This window comes from Pseudarthrobacter sp. alpha12b, assembly GCF_054130495.1.
In genome coordinates this window covers 3,487,298-3,502,928 of sequence record NZ_CP196746.1, presented here as the reverse complement: position 1 = coordinate 3,502,928, position 15,631 = coordinate 3,487,298, and the positions used below count along the sequence as shown (strand labels likewise).

Annotated in this window: 16 protein-coding genes; 13 read left to right on the top strand and 3 right to left on the bottom strand. The window is 67.6% G+C overall.

Annotated elements, in window-relative coordinates:
* The first annotated feature begins 64 nt into the window (after positions 1-64).
* The 11 genes from ACTAQI_RS16155 to ACTAQI_RS16105 are packed head-to-tail and all read left to right on the top strand — an operon-like array spanning position 65 to position 10,453.
* Positions 65-946, top strand: a complete 882-nt coding sequence (locus ACTAQI_RS16155) for a shikimate dehydrogenase (protein WP_457947191.1) — start codon at positions 65-67, stop codon at positions 944-946.
* Positions 946-2,832 (top strand): bifunctional sugar phosphate isomerase/epimerase/4-hydroxyphenylpyruvate dioxygenase family protein, encoded by a 1,887-nt coding sequence (locus tag ACTAQI_RS16150; protein WP_457947189.1) that lies wholly within the window; start codon positions 946-948, stop codon positions 2,830-2,832. The genes ACTAQI_RS16155 and ACTAQI_RS16150 overlap by 1 nt, the downstream gene beginning before the upstream one ends.
* Positions 2,833-2,873: 41 nt before the next feature.
* Entirely contained in the window at positions 2,874-3,746 is an 873-nt protein-coding gene (pcaH, locus tag ACTAQI_RS16145) for a protocatechuate 3,4-dioxygenase subunit beta (RefSeq protein ID WP_457947187.1), read from the top strand.
* A 5-nt stretch (positions 3,747-3,751) separates the two neighbouring features.
* Entirely contained in the window at positions 3,752-4,309 is a 558-nt protein-coding gene (gene pcaG, locus ACTAQI_RS16140) for a protocatechuate 3,4-dioxygenase subunit alpha (protein WP_457947186.1), read from the top strand.
* Entirely contained in the window at positions 4,306-5,784 is a 1,479-nt protein-coding gene (locus ACTAQI_RS16135) for a lyase family protein (RefSeq protein ID WP_457947184.1), read from the top strand. Before pcaG ends, ACTAQI_RS16135 begins: the two co-directional genes overlap by 4 nt.
* Positions 5,777-6,595, top strand: a complete 819-nt coding sequence (locus tag ACTAQI_RS16130; RefSeq protein WP_457947183.1) for an alpha/beta fold hydrolase — start codon at positions 5,777-5,779, stop codon at positions 6,593-6,595. Before ACTAQI_RS16135 ends, ACTAQI_RS16130 begins: the two co-directional genes overlap by 8 nt.
* Positions 6,592-7,032 (top strand): 4-carboxymuconolactone decarboxylase, encoded by a 441-nt coding sequence (gene pcaC, locus ACTAQI_RS16125; protein WP_457947181.1) that lies wholly within the window; start codon positions 6,592-6,594, stop codon positions 7,030-7,032. Before ACTAQI_RS16130 ends, pcaC begins: the two co-directional genes overlap by 4 nt.
* Positions 7,029-8,228: a thiolase family protein gene (locus ACTAQI_RS16120; RefSeq protein WP_457947179.1), complete on the top strand. Its 1,200-nt coding sequence runs from the start codon at positions 7,029-7,031 to the stop codon at positions 8,226-8,228. Before pcaC ends, ACTAQI_RS16120 begins: the two co-directional genes overlap by 4 nt.
* Complete coding sequence (locus ACTAQI_RS16115; protein ID WP_457947177.1) at positions 8,228-8,917, top strand: 3-oxoacid CoA-transferase subunit A; 690 nt, start codon at positions 8,228-8,230, stop codon at positions 8,915-8,917. Before ACTAQI_RS16120 ends, ACTAQI_RS16115 begins: the two co-directional genes overlap by 1 nt.
* A gap of 1 nt (position 8,918) precedes the next feature.
* Complete coding sequence (locus ACTAQI_RS16110; protein ID WP_457947176.1) at positions 8,919-9,605, top strand: 3-oxoacid CoA-transferase subunit B; 687 nt, start codon at positions 8,919-8,921, stop codon at positions 9,603-9,605.
* A gap of 35 nt (positions 9,606-9,640) precedes the next feature.
* Complete coding sequence (locus ACTAQI_RS16105) at positions 9,641-10,453, top strand: IclR family transcriptional regulator domain-containing protein (protein WP_255173732.1); 813 nt, start codon at positions 9,641-9,643, stop codon at positions 10,451-10,453.
* 86 nt (positions 10,454-10,539) lie between these two features.
* Here ACTAQI_RS16105 and ACTAQI_RS16100 read toward each other — a convergent pair whose 3' ends face one another.
* Entirely contained in the window at positions 10,540-11,877 is a 1,338-nt protein-coding gene (locus ACTAQI_RS16100) for an MFS transporter (RefSeq protein WP_457947175.1), read from the bottom strand.
* A gap of 133 nt (positions 11,878-12,010) precedes the next feature.
* On the opposite strand from ACTAQI_RS16100, the gene ACTAQI_RS16095 reads away from it, so the two are divergent.
* On the top strand, positions 12,011-12,850 hold the full coding sequence (locus ACTAQI_RS16095) for a shikimate dehydrogenase family protein (protein ID WP_457947173.1): 840 nt from the start codon (positions 12,011-12,013) through the stop codon (positions 12,848-12,850).
* Between the two features lie 95 nt (positions 12,851-12,945).
* Positions 12,946-13,725: an IclR family transcriptional regulator domain-containing protein gene (locus ACTAQI_RS16090; protein WP_457947171.1), complete on the top strand. Its 780-nt coding sequence runs from the start codon at positions 12,946-12,948 to the stop codon at positions 13,723-13,725.
* On the opposite strand, the gene ligK is transcribed toward ACTAQI_RS16090, so the two are convergent.
* Complete coding sequence (gene ligK, locus ACTAQI_RS16085; RefSeq protein WP_457947170.1) at positions 13,722-14,405, bottom strand: 4-carboxy-4-hydroxy-2-oxoadipate aldolase/oxaloacetate decarboxylase; 684 nt, start codon at positions 14,403-14,405, stop codon at positions 13,722-13,724. The genes ACTAQI_RS16090 and ligK overlap by 4 nt on opposite strands.
* A 22-nt stretch (positions 14,406-14,427) precedes the next feature.
* Complete coding sequence (locus tag ACTAQI_RS16080; RefSeq protein WP_457947169.1) at positions 14,428-15,453, bottom strand: amidohydrolase family protein; 1,026 nt, start codon at positions 15,451-15,453, stop codon at positions 14,428-14,430.
* Positions 15,454-15,631: the final 178 nt, after the last annotated feature.

The window sequence follows — 15,631 nt, the reverse complement described above, 5'->3', positions numbered from 1 at the left end:
CCCATCACCGGCGCAGCCCTTCCACGTGAACGCAGCCCGGTGCCGTACCAAAGGAGCTGCACGCATGAGCAATCGAACTGAGTCCTACCTTGTGGGACTGGTTGGTGATGGCGTTGCGCCATCGCTCACGCCGCCGATGCACGAACGGGAAGGCGACGTGCAGGGCCTGCGCTACCTGTACCGCCCCATTGACCTGCTGGAACTGGGTTTGACCGGGGAGTCGGTGGGCGCCATCCTGCACAGCGCCCGCACCCTGGGCTTCAACGGCCTGAACATCACTCACCCCTGCAAGCAGCTGGTCCTGCAGCACCTGGACGAGGTAAGCCCGGACGCCCGCCGACTTGGCGCGGTGAACACCGTGGTGATCCGCGACGGCAGGTTCATCGGCCACAACACCGATTTCTCCGGCTTTGGTGCCGCACTTGCTGCCGGCCTCCCCGGAGCCCGCCTGGACCGCGTGGTGCAGCTCGGTGCCGGCGGTGCCGGATCCGCCGTCGCCTACGCCCTGCTCAGCGCAGGCGTTAAATCCCTGGACCTGGTGGACATGGACCCTGCCAGGGCCGTGGCACGGGCCGCCGAACTGCAGGGCTTTTTCCCCCACAGCACCGTCACGGCACGCACGACGGCGGAGCTGCCGCAGCTCATGCGCCTTGCCGACGGCCTGGTGCACTGCACACCCGTTGGCATGGCAGCCCACCCCGGCGTCCCGCTGGACATGGACCTGCTGGAGCCCCGGCACTGGGTGGCGGACATCGTCTACCGCCCCATCGACACCGAACTGGTCCGCGGCGCCCGCGCCAAGGGCTGCGAGGTCCTGGACGGCGGCCGGATGGCAGTAGGCCAGGCCGCCGACGCCTTCCGGATCTTCACCGGCCTGGACGCGGACCCGGACCGCATGCGCTCGCACTTCCTGGAGCTTGTGGCCGCCGAGGAGGTGGCCGCCTGATGCGCACCGGAATCGCCACCGTCTGCCTCTCCGGCACCCTGAAGGAAAAGATGCAGGCCTGCTCCATCGCCGGCTTCGACGGCATCGAGATCTTCGAGCAGGACCTGGTCACCTCACCGCTCAGCCCCGAAGACGTGCGGAAGATGGCGGCGGACCTGGGGCTCGGCCTGGACCTGTACCAGCCCTTCCGCGATTTCGACGGCGTCACCCCGGACCTGCTGAAGGCCAACCTCCGGCGCGCCGAAGCCAAGTTCAGGCTCATGGCACACCTGGGCATGGACACCATCCTGGTGTGCTCCAACGTCGCCACCGCCACGATCGACGACGACGGCCTCCGCGCCGAACAACTGGCACAGCTGGCCAACCTGGCGGGGGACCACGGCGTCAAGGTGGCCTATGAGGCCCTGGCCTGGGGCAAGTACGTCAACGACTACGAGCACGCGTACCGCCTGGTGGAGATGGTGGACCACCCCAACCTGGGCACCTGCCTTGACTCCTTCCACATCCTCTCCCGCGACTGGGACACCGCGCCGATCGAGGACATCAACCCGGACAAGATCTTCTTCGTGCAGGTGGCGGATGCCCCCAAGCTCTCCATGGACGTCCTTTCCTGGAGCCGCCACTACCGCGTGTTCCCGGGCGAGGGACAGTTTGAGCTGGCCAAGTTCATGGGCCACGTGGTCCGCGCCGGCTACACCGGGCCGGTCTCGCTGGAGGTCTTCAATGACGTCTTCCGCCAGTCGGACGTCGAGCGCACCGCGGTGGATGCCATGCGGTCGCTGATCTGGCTGGAGGAGCAAAGCGCCAAATGGCTCGCCGGCGCCGACGCCGCGCCCGGCAACGCCGGCGCCCTTCGCCGTCGTTATCCCATGGAACTGGCCACGCTGCCCAAGGTGAACGAACCCGCAGGCTTCAACTTTGCCGAGGTCAAGGCGGACGATACCGCCCAGCTGGAAAAGCTCCTGGGCCAGCTCGGCTTCCAGTTCGAGGGCCGGCACCGGACCAAGGACGTCCAGCTGTGGACCATGGGCCAGGCCCGGGTGATCATCAACGAGCAGGCAGCGCGGCACGCCGAACCGGCAATCGCCGCGCTGGGGTTCGACGTCGATTCCCCCGTGATTGCCTCCGCCCGCGCCCAGCAGCTCAAGGCCCCCGTGGTGGCCCGCAAGGTCCAGGCGGACGAGGAAGTGTTCCAGGGCATCTCCGCGCCGGACTCCACCGAGATTTTCCTCTGCCAAGGCAGCCCGGACGGCACGGCGGCGTGGACCCACGAGTTCGGGGAGGGGCTGGAACACCCGTCGGCAGGAGCCAGGGCGGTCATCGACCACGTCAACCTCGCCCAGCCGTGGCAGCACTTCGATGAGGCCGTCCTCTTCTACACCAGCGCCCTGGCGCTGGAGCCCCAGCCGTTCGCCGAGGTGCCCAGTCCCAGCGGGCTGGTGCGCTCGCAGGTCATGCAGACCTCCGACGGCGCCGTGCGGCTTGTCCTGAACCTGGCCCCGATCCAGCAGGCACGGAGCGAAGCCCCCAAGACGTACCAGGAACACATCGCCTTCGCCGTGGAGGACCTGGTGGCCACCGCCCGCGCAGCCCGGGAGCGGGGCCTGGAATTCCTGCAGATCCCGGCCAACTACTACGAGGACCTGGACGCGCGGTTCGACCTGGAACCCGGGTTCCTGGCCACCCTGCAGGAGCTCAACCTGCTGTTCGACCGGGATGCCGACGGCGAATTCCTGCACTTCTACACGGCAACCGTGGGCAGCGTGTTCTTCGAAATGGTGGAACGCCGCGGCGGCTACGACGGATATGGCGCGCCTAATGCCCCGGTGCGGCACGCAGTGCAGTACGACTCGCTGCACCGCACCACTTGGACCAGCACCACCTAAACCAGACGCAACAAACCCAACAGATCAGAAAGGAGCCAGCCGTGAAGGAAGACATCAACGCCGAGCTGGAGTCGGAGGAACTCGTGCCCCCGGCCGAACCCAAGGCTGCCCACCAGCCCCTGGACAAGGCCATCGAGTCGCAGGCGGACCTCAGTGCAGAGATCAGCGCCATCGGCGAGGCCTACCGGCGGGCCCTCAAGGACGGCGGCCAGCCGGAGATCCAGCCCCGGCTGGACTACCCGCCGTACCGCAGCAGCATCCTGCGCCACCCCACCAAGAGCCTGCAGCACGCGGACCCGGAAACCATCGAGCTCTACTCGCCGGCCTTCGGGCACCAGGACGTGCACGCCTTGGAATCGGACCTGACCATCCAGCACAACGGCGAACCCCTGGGTGAGCGCATCATCGTCTCCGGCAAGGTCCTGGACGGCGATGGCCGCCCCGTGGCGGGCCAGCTGGTGGAGATCTGGCAGGCCAACTCCTCCGGCCGCTACATCCACAAGCGTGACCAGCACCCCGCGCCCATCGACCCCAACTTCACGGGCATTGGCCGCTGCATCACCGGCCCGGACGGCTCGTACCGGTTCATCACCATCAAGCCCGGCGCGTACCCCTGGAAGAACCACCTGAACGCGTGGCGGCCGGCGCACATCCACTTCTCGCTTTTCGGCACCGAGTTCACCCAGCGCATCATCACCCAGATGTACTTCCCCGGTGACCAGCTGTTCCCGCTGGACCCGATCTACCAGACCATCGTGGACCAGGACGCCCGCGACCGTCTGGTGGCCACCTATGACCACAACATCACCGAGCCCGAGTGGGCCCTGGGCTACAACTGGGACATCGTCCTGACCGGTCCCAAGCGGACCTGGACCGAAAACGAGGCGCTCGGCGCCGCAGGCGACGAGGAGTAGGAAAGATGAGCACCAAACTGGTACCCACCCCCGGCCAGACCGTGGGCCCGTTCTACGGCTACGCGCTCCCGTTCGAGAAGGACAACGAGCTCCTGCCTCCCGGCTTCCCGGGCTCCATCCGCCTGCAGGGCACCGTTTACGACGGCGCCGGCCACACCATCCCGGACGCCATCCTGGAAATCTGGCAGCCGGACGCCGAGGGCAAGGTTGTCCAGCGCACCGGCTCCCTGGTCCGCGACGGTTACACCTTCACCGGCTGGGGCCGCGGCGCCGTGGGCAACTCCGGGGTCTACACCTTCACCACCGTCAACCCGGGCCCCACCAAGCCGGGTGCCGCCCCGTTCATCTCCGTGGCACTCTTCGCCCGCGGCCTGACCAACCGGCTGTTCACCCGCATCTACCTGCCGGAGGACACCGAGGCCCTGGCCAACGACCCGCTGCTGAGCTCGCTGGATCCGGAGCGCCGCAAGACGCTCATCGCCCGCCGCGACCCGGACGGCGGCCTCACCTGGGACATCCGCCTCCAGGGTGAGGGCGAGACGGTCTTCCTGGACTTCCAGTGACCCACGCCGCCGCCCTGGGAGACTTGCGCGCCTTCGCGGAAGAGGCCGACGCCGGCCTGCTCACCCCCGTCTCAGCGTCGCCGTTGGTAGCGGCGCTGACGGGGGACCGGGCAGTGGTGGCGGCCATCCTCGCCGTCGAATCCGGCTGGGCCGCCGTGCTGCAACGGGCCGGGCTGGCACCCGCCGGCTCGGCCGCCGTCGTCGCCTCCGCTGCCGAGGCGGGGCGCTACGACCTGGCCGATATCGCGCTGCGCGCCCAGGGCGGCGGCAACCCGGTGATCCCGCTGCTGGCGGACCTCCGGAAGAACGTGGCGGCGCTCGATGCCGCCGGAGTTGGTGCCGCGAAGGCCGTGCACACCTCCCTGACCAGCCAGGACGTGCTGGACACTGCCCTGATGCTGCTGGCCCGCAACACCGTCCACGCGGTGCTGGCGGACCTGAAAGGCACCACGGCGGCGCTCGCGCACCTTGCCGGGCAGCATGAAGACACACTGTGCGTGGGCAGGAGCCTGACCCAGCATTCGCTGCCCTACACTTTCGGACTGCGGGCCGCACAGTGGTTCCAGGGCGTGGCCGCCGCGGGCCGGCAACTGGAAAACCTGGAGTTCCCGGTCCAGTTCGGCGGGGCGGCGGGAACACTCGCTGCCGGAACCGTGCTGACGGATGGCTCCTCCGCCACGCCGTTCACCCTCGCCGATGCGCTGGCAGCCCACCTGGGCCTGGCCCCGGCCGTGGCTCCCTGGCACACCAACCGCCTGCCCATCACATCCCTGGGGCATGCACTGGCATCCGTGCTGGACGCCTGCGGAAAGATCGCCGCCGACGTCCTGTTCCTGAGCCGGCCCGAGGTGGCGGAGCTCGCCGAACCGCGGGCCGCCGGGCGGGGAGTGTCCTCCGCCATGCCGCAGAAACAGAACCCGGTGCTGTCCGTCCTGGTCCGCAGCGCCGCCCTGCAGGCGCCACAGCTGGCCGCCCAGCTGCACGTGGCCGCCGCCAACTTCAACGACGAACGCCCGGACGGCGCCTGGCACACCGAATGGCCGGCCCTGCGGCAGCTGCTGGCCCTGGCCCTCGGCGCCGCGGGCCACATCCGCGAACTCGCCGGCGGGCTGCAGGTTTTCCCTGACGCCATGCGCCGCAACCTTGACCTGTCCGGTCCGCTGCTGCTGGCTGAGGGTGTCAACGCGGCGGTGGCCCCCCTCCTTGAGGAGAAGGACAGCCGCAGCAGCAAGCAGCAACTGCAGGACGTGGTGGACCAGACCCTCCAGGCGCCTCCCGCAGAGCAAGCCACTACCTACCGCAAGCTGTTCCGCGACGCCGTCCCCGCCGCCGTCGTCCCTGACGCCCGGCTGGAAGAGCTCCTGGACCCCGCCAGCTACCTGGGCCAGGCGGCCGAGATCGCCCGCCGCGTCCTGTCCGCCTTTCCCGACTTCACTTCCCCTACCACCGACGCGAATGGAGCTTCCCGTGGCTAAGCCGGCCTTGAAGGCAGCACTGCTGTCCCCCCAACGTCCCCTGGGCGACCACCCCCTGATGGTGGTGGGGCCCTCCCTGGGCACCTCGTCGATCCTGTGGAACAGGGTGGCGTCCCTGCTGGGCAACGATTACGACGTGGTGGCCTGGGACCTTCCCGGCCACGGCGTCTCACCCGCCGCCACCGAAGCGTTCGACGTCGCCGCGCTCGCTGACGCCGTCGTGGACCTGGTGGACTCCATCGCCCCCGGTGAAAACTTCCACTGCGCAGGAGTCTCCCTGGGTGGCGCCGTCGGCCTGCAGCTGGGCATCAAGCACGGGGAACGGCTGAAGAGCCTCTCGGTGCAGAACAGCGGCGCCAAGATCGGCACCCCCGAAGGCTGGCTGGAGCGCGCTGAAACCGTCCGCACCCAGGGCACGCCGGTGATGATCCAGGGGTCCGCGGAGCGCTGGTTCGCGCCCGGCTTCATGGACCGGGAACCCGATTTCAGCAGCCGGCTGCTGCACGCCCTGCGCGACGCCGACCGCTTCAGCTACGCCTTCTGCTGCGAGGCGCTGGCCGCCTTCGACGTCCGGCAGGAGCTGGGCAGCATCACCGTCCCCACCCAGGTCATCGCCGGGGCCCTGGACGGCGTGGCGACGCCCGCCATGGCCGAGGAAGTAGCAGCGGGAATCACCGCCGGGGGCGGCACCGCGACGGCCGTGACCGTGGAGGGGATCTCGCACCTGGCACCTGCCGAAGCTCCGGCACACGTTGCGGACCTGATGCGGAGCCTGGCCACCTGGGCCGAATCACGGCAGGCCGCCAAGTGAGCGGCGCTGAGCACGACGGCGCGCAACGCCACGGCGTGGTCCAGCCCGGCGCCACCAGCCAGGAGATCTACGACGGCGGCATGGCGGTCCGGCGTGAAGTCCTGGGCGACGCGCACGTGGACCGGGCCAACGCCAACAAGGATGAATTCACCGACGACTTCCAGGACATGATCACCCGCATCGCCTGGGGCGGAATCTGGACCCGGCCCGGCCTGACCCGGCAGATGCGCTCGGCGGTCACCATCACCGCCATGGTGGCGCACGGCCACTGGGAGGAGCTGGCCATGCACATCCGCGCCGCCCTCCGGAACGGCCTCAGCAGGGACGAAATCAAGGAAATCCTCCTGCAGACCGCCATCTACTGCGGAGTCCCCTCCGCCAACACCGCCTTCAAGACCGCCCAGCAGGTCTTTCGAGAAATGGATACCACCCGATGAACCAGGCTTTTGTGTACGACGCCGTGCGCACCCCGTTCGGCAAGTTCGGCTCCGGACTGGCTGCGGTGCGTCCGGATGACCTTGCCGCGCATGTGATCAAGGAGTCCGTGAAGCGGGCCCCCGGTCTTGATGTTGAGCGGATTGATGAGGTGGTGTTCGGCAACGCGAACGGTGCCGGTGAGGAGAACCGGAACATTGCCCGGATGGGCACGCTGCTGGCCGGGCTCCCGGTGTCCCTCCCGGGCACCACGGTGAACCGGCTCTGCGGGTCCTCGCTGGACGCCGCGATCATCGCCTCGCGGCAGATCAACGCCGGCGACGCCGATCTGATGCTGGTGGGTGGCGCCGAGTCGATGTCCCGCGCACCGTGGGTGCTGCCCAAGACGGAGAAGCCGTACCCGGCCGGGGACATGACCCTGGCGTCCACCACGCTGGGCTGGCGGCTGGTGAACAAGGCGATGCCCAAGGAGTGGACCATCTCCCTGGGCGAGGCCACCGAGCGGTTGCGGGAGAAGTACGGGGTGACCCGGGAGGCGCAGGACGAGTTCGCCGCCGCCTCGCACAACCTGTCCGCGGCGGCCTGGGACGAGGGCTTCTATGACAACCTGGTGGCCCCGGTCCCTGGTACGGATCTGGTGCGGGACGAGGGCATCCGGTCGGGTTCTTCGGCGGAGAAGCTCGCCGGCCTCAAGACTGTGTTCCGGGCCGAGGACGGGACGGTGACGGCGGGTAACGCGTCACCGTTGTCCGACGGCGCCTCCGCGGCCTGGATCGGGTCCGAGGCTGCCGCGGGGCTGCTGGGGCTGGATCCGCTGGCCCGGATCGCCGGACGTGGCGCGCACGCCAACGATCCCCAGTACTTCGGCTACGCCCCCGTGGAGGCGGCGAACAAAGCCCTGGCGAAGGCGGGCATCGGCTGGGACCAGGTGGGCGCCGTCGAACTTAACGAAGCCTTCGCCGCGCAGTCCCTGGCCTGCATCAACGCCTGGGGCATCGACCCCTCAATCGTGAACCGGCACGGCGGCGCCATCGCGATGGGCCACCCGCTGGGTGCTTCCGGGACCCGGATCCTGGGCACCCTTGCCCGGTCCCTGCAGGCCTCCGGGGAACGCTGGGGCGTTGCTGCGATCTGCATCGGCGTGGGCCAGGGCCTGGCCGTCGTGCTTGAAAACGTCACCGCTGGAAAGGACCAGTAATGCTGAACTTCGTAGATTCGGTCCAGGACGCCGTTGCCGGCATCAAGGACGGCTCCACCGTGATGATCGGCGGGTTCGGCAACGCCGGCCAGCCCTTCGAACTGATCGATGCGCTGCTGGAATGCGGTGCCACCGGCCTGACCGTGGTGAACAACAACGCCGGGCAGGGCGACCAGGGCCTGGCGCTGCTGATCAAGGAGGGCCGGGTGAAGAAAATGATCTGCTCCTTCCCGCGGCAGTCTGATTCCTGGCACTTCGACGCCAAGTACAAGGCCGGGCAGATCGAACTGGAACTGGTCCCGCAGGGCAACCTGGCCGAACGCATCCGCGCCGCAGGGGCCGGGATCGGCGGGTTCTTCACCCCCACCGGCTATGGCACCATGCTGGCCGAGGGCAAGGAAACCCGGTTCCTGGACGGCAAATGGCAGGTCTTCGAAACCCCCATCCATGCCGACGTCGCCCTGATCAAGGCCCTCAAGGCGGACGGCAAGGGCAACCTGGTCTACCGCAAGACCGCCCGGAACTTTGGTCCCATCATGGCAGCCGCGGCAAAGCAGACCATTGTCCAGGTGTCCGAGATCGTGCCGACCGGCGGGCTGGACCCGGAGAACGTGGTCACGCCGGGGATCTACGTCAACAGCATCGTCAAAGTTGCCGGCAGCGGCAGCACAGCAGAAAAGGCGGCCTGAGATGAGCGTGCAGTCCAACGAAAAGTCCCTCCAGACCTCGGCGACGCCGCTGGGCCGGGATGACCTGGCCCGACTGGTGGCCAGGGACATCGCACCCGGGTCCTTTGTGAACCTGGGCATCGGCCAGCCCACCCTGGTGTCCAACTACCTCACTGAGGAGCAGAACATCACGCTCCACACGGAGAACGGCATGCTGGGCATGGGCCCGGAAGCCAAGGGCGAGCAGATCGACGGCGACCTGATCAACGCCGGCAAGATCCCCGTCACCGAACTCCCGGGTGCGTCCTACTTCCACCACGCGGACTCGTTCGCCATCATGCGCGGCGGGCACTTGGACATCTGCGTCCTGGGCGCCTTCCAGGTCTCCGCCACCGGTGACCTCGCCAACTGGCACACCGGCGCACCCGGTGCCATCCCCGCCGTCGGGGGTGCGATGGACCTGGCCACCGGCGCCAAGGACGTCTTCGTGATGATGACGCTCTTGACCCGCGAGGGCGCCTCGAAGATCGTGGACGCCTGCACCTACCCGATCACCGGCGTCGGCTGCGTCACCCGCGTCTACACGGACAAGGCCGTCTTCCTCATCGGCCCGGACGGCGTCACCGTCCGCGAAACCTTCGGCTGCACCCTCGAAGAACTCCAGGACCTGGTGCCCGTCCCACTCAAGGCCACGCCCGCCGCCGGATAAGCCTGCGCCCGTCACCGCACCTAGGATTGGTAACCATGATTGACGCCGCAGGCACAGATACCCAGGCCGCCCCGCAGGCCAGCGACCAGTACGTCCAGTCGCTGGCCCGGGGCCTGGCCGTGATCCGCGCCTTCGACGCCGAGCGCCCGGTCATGACGCTCACCGAGGTGGCCTCGCGCACCAACCTCACGCGGGCCACGGCCCGCCGTTTCCTGCACACCCTGGTGGAGCTCGGCTACGTCCGGACCGACGGCAAGACGTTCGCGCTCACGGCCAAGGTCCTCCAGCTGGGATACGCCTACCTTTCGGGGCTGTCGCTGCCGCAGCTGGCACAGCCGCACCTGGAGGAGCTGTCCCTCAAACTGGGGGAATCCACGTCAGCGGCCGTACTGGACGGAACGGATATCGCCTACATCGCGCGGGTGACCAGCCGCCGGATCATGACCGTCGGCATAACGGTGGGTACCCGGTTCCCGGCCTATGCGACGTCAATGGGCCGGGTGCTGCTTGCCTACCTGCCGCCCGCGGACCTCAAGGCCTGCCTGGCGGCCACCGACGTCAAGCCGCTGACCCCCCGCGCCCTGGGGACCGTCCCGGAGCTGCTGAAGGTGCTGGAAACTGTTCGGGCGCAGGGCTGGTGCCTGCTGGACCAGGAACTGGAGCTGGGCCTCATGTCCGTGGCCGCCCCGGTTTATGACGGGGCCAAGGTAGTGGCGGCGGTAAACGTGTCGCTGCAGGCCCAGTCCGTGGAGGCAAAGCCGGACCCGCAGGCGTACCTGGCTTCAGTGGCGCAGGAGATCGTGGCCACGGCCAAGCTCATCTCCGCGGACCTCACTGCCCGCGGCTGACTCTACCCGGAGCTTAACTGCAGAGGACGACGGCGGGTGCCTCCCGCCGTCGTCCTCTGCAGTTTTGCGGTGTGTCCGCGAAGCCGCTACTTGACGTGGTTGCCCAGCTCCCGGAGCGGGGTCTTGGCGGTCTCGCGCGCCCACCAGGCGCCTGCCACGGCGAGGATCGATGAAGCTGCCACAATCCAGGCCGCCGGTCCCCAATTGGCCTTGTCCGCACCCACCACGGCGGTGCCGAGCAGCGGGGTGAAACCGGCGCACAGGATGCCGATCTGGAGCCCGATGGCCATGCCGGAGTAGCGAACCTTGACGTTGAAGAGCTCGGAGAACCATGCCGGGTAGATCGCGTTGGACATGGCATAGGTGCCTGCGGTGATCAGTGTGCTGGTCAGGAAAATCATGGGGATGTTCCCCGTGGAAATCACTGAGAAGTACACGAAGATCATGGCACCGGAGCCCAGGACGCCGCTGATGAAGATGGGCCGGCGGCCAAAGGCATCGGACATCCGGGCGAAGAGCGGTTGGCTGGCGATGGCCAGGACGTTGCCCAGGATGCTGACCCACAGCATGGTGGAGGCGGGGACGCCTACCGACACGGCGTAGGCCAGGCCGAAGGACTGCATGAATGTGTTGGTGACTGTCTCGAAGGACATCAGCGCCACCTGGAAGAACTGTGCGGGGTGGGTCTGGAACATCTTGGCGAAGGGGAGCTTCACCAGTTCGCCATGGTCATGCTTTTCCTCGAAGACCTCGGGCTCTTCCAGCGAGCGGCGGACCAGGTACGCGACGATGAGCACGATGAGGGAGAGCCAGAACGGGATTCGCCAGCCCCACGCGAGGCGGTCAGCCTCGCTCATCGCGGCCACCGGCAGGAAGGCCAGGGACGCCAGGACGATGCCGGCAGAGATGCCGCTCATGGCGAAGCTGGCGAAATAGCCGCGGCGGCCTTCCGGTGCCTCCTCAGTGGACAGGGCTGAGGCCCCGGCAGTTTCTGCGCCCGCTGAGAGGCCCTGCATCAGGCGCAGCAGCACCAGCAGGGCCGGGGCCCAGTAGCCTGCAGCGTTGAAGTCCGGCAGGGCGCCGATCAGGAACGTGGCGCTGCCCATCAGGACCAGCGTGAGCACCAGCGTGTTCTTGCGGCCAATCTTGTCTCCCAGGTGCCCGAACACCACGGCTCCGAAAGGCCGGGCGACGTAGGCGACGCCGAACGTGGCGAAGGAAGCGATGAGGGCCACGGTGGGGTCGCCGGCCGGGAAGAAGATCTTCGAGAAGACCAGGGAAGCGGCGGTGGCGTAGATGAAGAAGTCGTAGTACTCCAGGGCGCCGCCAAGGAAGGCCGCCAATGCGGCTTTCCGGGCGCGCTTGAGCTGGCGTTGTGCTTCGGGAGCTGACTGTGCCTGGGCTCCTGCTGCGATGTGGGTCATGGTCGGGTTCCTTCCACGCTGAAGGCGGGGATCTGTGTTGATTTGTACGCAATGCGAACAGGTGTGCGGAATGCGCCTAGAAAGAGGATACTAGCTGGTGACACCAATCACAACGGCAGTAGAAAGGTGCATCATGATCGAACCAAGCGGGCATGCATCCCGACTTGTCCTGATCGGCTCCGCCGCGTCACATGCCCTGTCTCCCGGCTTGTGGAATCCGGTTCTGCAGGAGCTCCGCAGCGGATGGACATATGAGGCCTGGGATGTGGCGCCGGACGGCGATCTTGGTGCAGTCCGGCGAAGGCTCCTGGAACCGGACATCGTGGCGGCGAACGTGACGATGCCACACAAGCACTGGGCGGCGGAAACTGCTGATGAAGCCACCGGCCCCGTCCAGTTGAGCGGTGCCTGCAACCTGCTGGTACGGCAGGGCCGCAGGCTTGCAGGGCACAACACGGACGTTACCGCCGTGGGCGTCCTGCTGGAAGGCGGGTACCAGCGGCACGCGGTGTTGCTGGGTGCCGGGGGAGCAGCCCGGGCAGCCTTGATCGCGCTCAAGGACAACCTGGGAAGAGTGTCCATTGCGGACCGCGATCCCCATGCGTCGGAGGAGTTGCGGGACCTGGCCCGGGGCTTCGGAATCGAGGCGGAGACAGTCACCTGGCAGGAGGCGCAGGGACTGGCGCCCAAGGCATCCCTGATCGTCAATGCGACTCCTGTGGGGAAGAGGGCCACCGATGGTCCGGTCTGGGGCGGCGCACCGCTGGCCCCCGATGCTGTGCTCTACGACTACGTCTACGCCAGCCATGTCACGGCCAGCATGCAGCGGGCCAGGGAGTTGGGCGTCCGGTGTATCGATGGGTGGGACCACCTCCGTGAGCAAGCCGTGGCCATGGTGCCCCTCCTTGGCCTGGACGGGCGCGCCGTCGAACTGCTGCAGCAATCCCTTTCAGGCCTCTCGGACAAGCACTGATAGAGGAATGGGCCCAACGATATGATCGAACAAGCGCCGAAGACCGGAAGGCCAATCCAGGTGCGCCAATCGTTCGGAGAGGAACAGCAACGTCCATGGAGGAGCAGGCAGCCTACTATGTGAAGTCGGTTGAGAAGGCGTTCGACGTCCTGCTCGCCTTCACTCCGGACAGGCCGCGGCTTACTGTGTCCCAGGTTGCCGCCCGGACTGACATGACCCGTGCGTCCGCCCGCCGCTTCCTCCTGACCCTCTCGGACCTTGGGTACCTCCGTGCCGAGGGGCCGGCCTTTGAACTGACCGCCCGGTCCCTGGACATCGGCCGCTCCTATCTCGCGGGCCTGACCTTGCCCCGGGTGGCGGAGCCACACCTCAGGGACCTGGCGGCGGAGCTCAACGAAACAACCGCCTTGTGCATCCTCGACGGCGGCGAGGTGGTCTACGTGGTCTGCGTGCCGTCACCGGGGCTGCTGAGTGTTTCCATCACCGTTGGCACCCGTTTTCCGGCATGGGCCACTTCCATGGGCCGGGTGCTGCTTGCGGGGCTGCCGGCGCCGCAGCTCGAGGAGTACCTCCAGTCGGTCAGGCTGCACCGATATACCGACCGCTCCATCGGCAACGTTGAGGACCTTCGGGCAGAGGTGGAGGCGGCCCGGACCAGGGGCTGGTCCATGGTTTCCCAGGAACTTGAGGAGGGCCTGCGGGGCGTGGCTGTCCCGGTGTGCCGCGGAGCTGAGGTAGTTGCCGCCGCCAACGTCTCCCTTCAGACCCACAGGGCCGCGGCGCGGGATATCGAGGCAACCGTCCTCCCCCAGTTGATGGAGGCTGCGCGGCGCATTGCCCTTGATTACGGCGGCCCTGCCGTCCGCGCCGGCTAGTCGACGTACCGCAGGCCGGCTGCCTGGAGCGGTCCGCGCATGCTGTAGATGTCCAGTCCGAGTTCTCCGCTGGCAAAGCGCTCCCGCTTGGCTTGTTCGTTGTCTTCGCGCTTCCGGGCGGCTGCCGCTACGTCGGCGGCGCGGGCGGCGGGAACCACCACCACGCCGTCGACGTCGGCAATCACCACGTCGCCCGGGTTGACGAGTGCGTTGGCGCAGACCACAGGGATGTTGACGGAGCCGAGGGTTGCCTTGACGGTGCCTTTGGAGTTGATGGCGCGGCTGAAGACCGGGAAGTCCATGGCCTGGAGGGCTGCAACATCGCGGCAGCCGCCGTCGATGACCAGGCCGGCTGCGCCCTGTGCCCGGAGCGAGGTTGCCAGCAGTTCACCGAAGAAGCCGTCCTCGCATTCGGTGGTGCACCCTGCCACCACCACGTCGCCGGGCCGGACCTGTTCGGCGGCAACATGAAGCATCCAGTTGTCACCGGGCTGGAGCAGGACGGTGACGGCGGTGCCGCACATGGCCGCTCCCGGGTAGACGGGGCGGATATAGGGGCGCATGAGGCCCAGCCGGCCCATGGCCTCATGGACGGTGCTGACGCCGAACGCGGAGAGGGCCTTGACGGCGTCCTCCGCGGCGCGGGCGATGGTGGTGTGGACCACGCCGAGTTCCTGCATCACAGTTCCCTTCGAAGGCCTGTCACCGGCCCTGCTGCTTGAGCAGGGTGTCCAGGCGTGGATAGGCGTTGCGCGCGTTGTGCTCCTGGATGGCGCCGAGTTCGGCCTCGTCAAGGCCGGCGGCGTCGATGTAGCGTGCCGTGTCGTCGAAGTGGTGGCCGGTCCACGGATCGATGCCGCGGACTGCGCCGATCATTTCGGAGGCGAACAGGATGTTTTGCGTCGGGATGACCTCCAGCAGCAGGTCGATTCCGGGCTGGTGGTAGACGCAGGTGTCGAAAAAGACGTTCTGCAGCAGGTGTTCTTCCAGCGCGGGCTTTCCCAGTGCCATGGCAAGGCCGCGGAAGCGTCCCCAGTGGTACGGCACGGCGCCGCCGCCGTGCGGGATGACGAGCTTCAGGGTGGGGAAGTCGGTGAAAAGGTCGCCCTGGATGAGTTGCATGAAGGCGGTGGTGTCGGCGTTCAGGTAGTGCGCGCCGGTGGTGTGGAAGGCGGGGTTGACGCTGGTGCTGACGTGGACCATGGCGGGGATGCCGTATTCCACCATTTTTTCGTAAATGGGGTACCAGTACCGGTCCGTCAGCGGCGGAGCGGTCCAGTGGCCGCCGGACGGGTCCGGGTTCAGGTTTAGTGCCACTGCGCCATAGTCCTCCACGCAGCGGGTGAGCTCGGGAAGGCAGGTGGCCGGGTCCACGCCGGGGGACTGGGGAAGCATCGCGGCCGGGACGAACCGGTCGGGGTAGAGCCGGCTGACCCGGTAGCAAAGTTCGTTGCAGATCGCCGCCCATTCGGCAGACGTTTCAAAGGAACCAATATGGTGGGCCATGAAGGACGCCCGGGGCGAGAAGACCGTGAGGTCGATTCCGCGTTCGTCCATGAGCCGCAGCTGGTTCGCGTCGATGCTCAGGCGCAGGTCGTCGTCGGAAATCTTTAACTCCGCCGGGGAGGGTGCCGCGGCCGGGTCCTGCAGTGCCGCCACCTGCCGGTCGCGCCATTCCCCAAGCGCGGTGGGCGCCGTGGTGTAGTGGCCGTGGACGTCAATAATCATCGCGCATGCTCCTGGCAGGGGCGCCTCCCGAACGACGCCGTTCTAACGGAAAAACCGCACACGCAAATGTTGTCAGCAATATTGCAAACAATCAATGCGCCGGGTGGGTTTCGCTATGCGAGTCTGGAGTACGCTGAATCCGGAAAATTGTCAGCAAAATTGGCAACCGTATGAACAG

Coding starts and splice junctions, on each gene's coding strand:
- ACTAQI_RS16120 (WP_457947179.1), top strand. CDS start 7,029: ATGAACCAGGCTTTTGTGTACGACGCCGTGCGCACCCCGTTCGGCAAG.
- ACTAQI_RS16080 (WP_457947169.1), bottom strand. CDS start 15,453: ATGATTATTGACGTCCACGGCCACTACACCACGGCGCCCACCGCGCTT.
- ACTAQI_RS16090 (WP_457947171.1), top strand. CDS start 12,946: ATGGAGGAGCAGGCAGCCTACTATGTGAAGTCGGTTGAGAAGGCGTTC.
- ACTAQI_RS16095 (WP_457947173.1), top strand. CDS start 12,011: ATGATCGAACCAAGCGGGCATGCATCCCGACTTGTCCTGATCGGCTCC.
- ligK (WP_457947170.1), bottom strand. CDS start 14,405: ATGCAGGAACTCGGCGTGGTCCACACCACCATCGCCCGCGCCGCGGAG.
- ACTAQI_RS16110 (WP_457947176.1), top strand. CDS start 8,919: ATGAGCGTGCAGTCCAACGAAAAGTCCCTCCAGACCTCGGCGACGCCG.
- ACTAQI_RS16115 (WP_457947177.1), top strand. CDS start 8,228: ATGCTGAACTTCGTAGATTCGGTCCAGGACGCCGTTGCCGGCATCAAG.
- ACTAQI_RS16100 (WP_457947175.1), bottom strand. CDS start 11,877: ATGACCCACATCGCAGCAGGAGCCCAGGCACAGTCAGCTCCCGAAGCA.
- ACTAQI_RS16155 (WP_457947191.1), top strand. CDS start 65: ATGAGCAATCGAACTGAGTCCTACCTTGTGGGACTGGTTGGTGATGGC.
- pcaG (WP_457947186.1), top strand. CDS start 3,752: ATGAGCACCAAACTGGTACCCACCCCCGGCCAGACCGTGGGCCCGTTC.
- ACTAQI_RS16150 (WP_457947189.1), top strand. CDS start 946: ATGCGCACCGGAATCGCCACCGTCTGCCTCTCCGGCACCCTGAAGGAA.
- ACTAQI_RS16105 (WP_255173732.1), top strand. CDS start 9,641: ATGATTGACGCCGCAGGCACAGATACCCAGGCCGCCCCGCAGGCCAGC.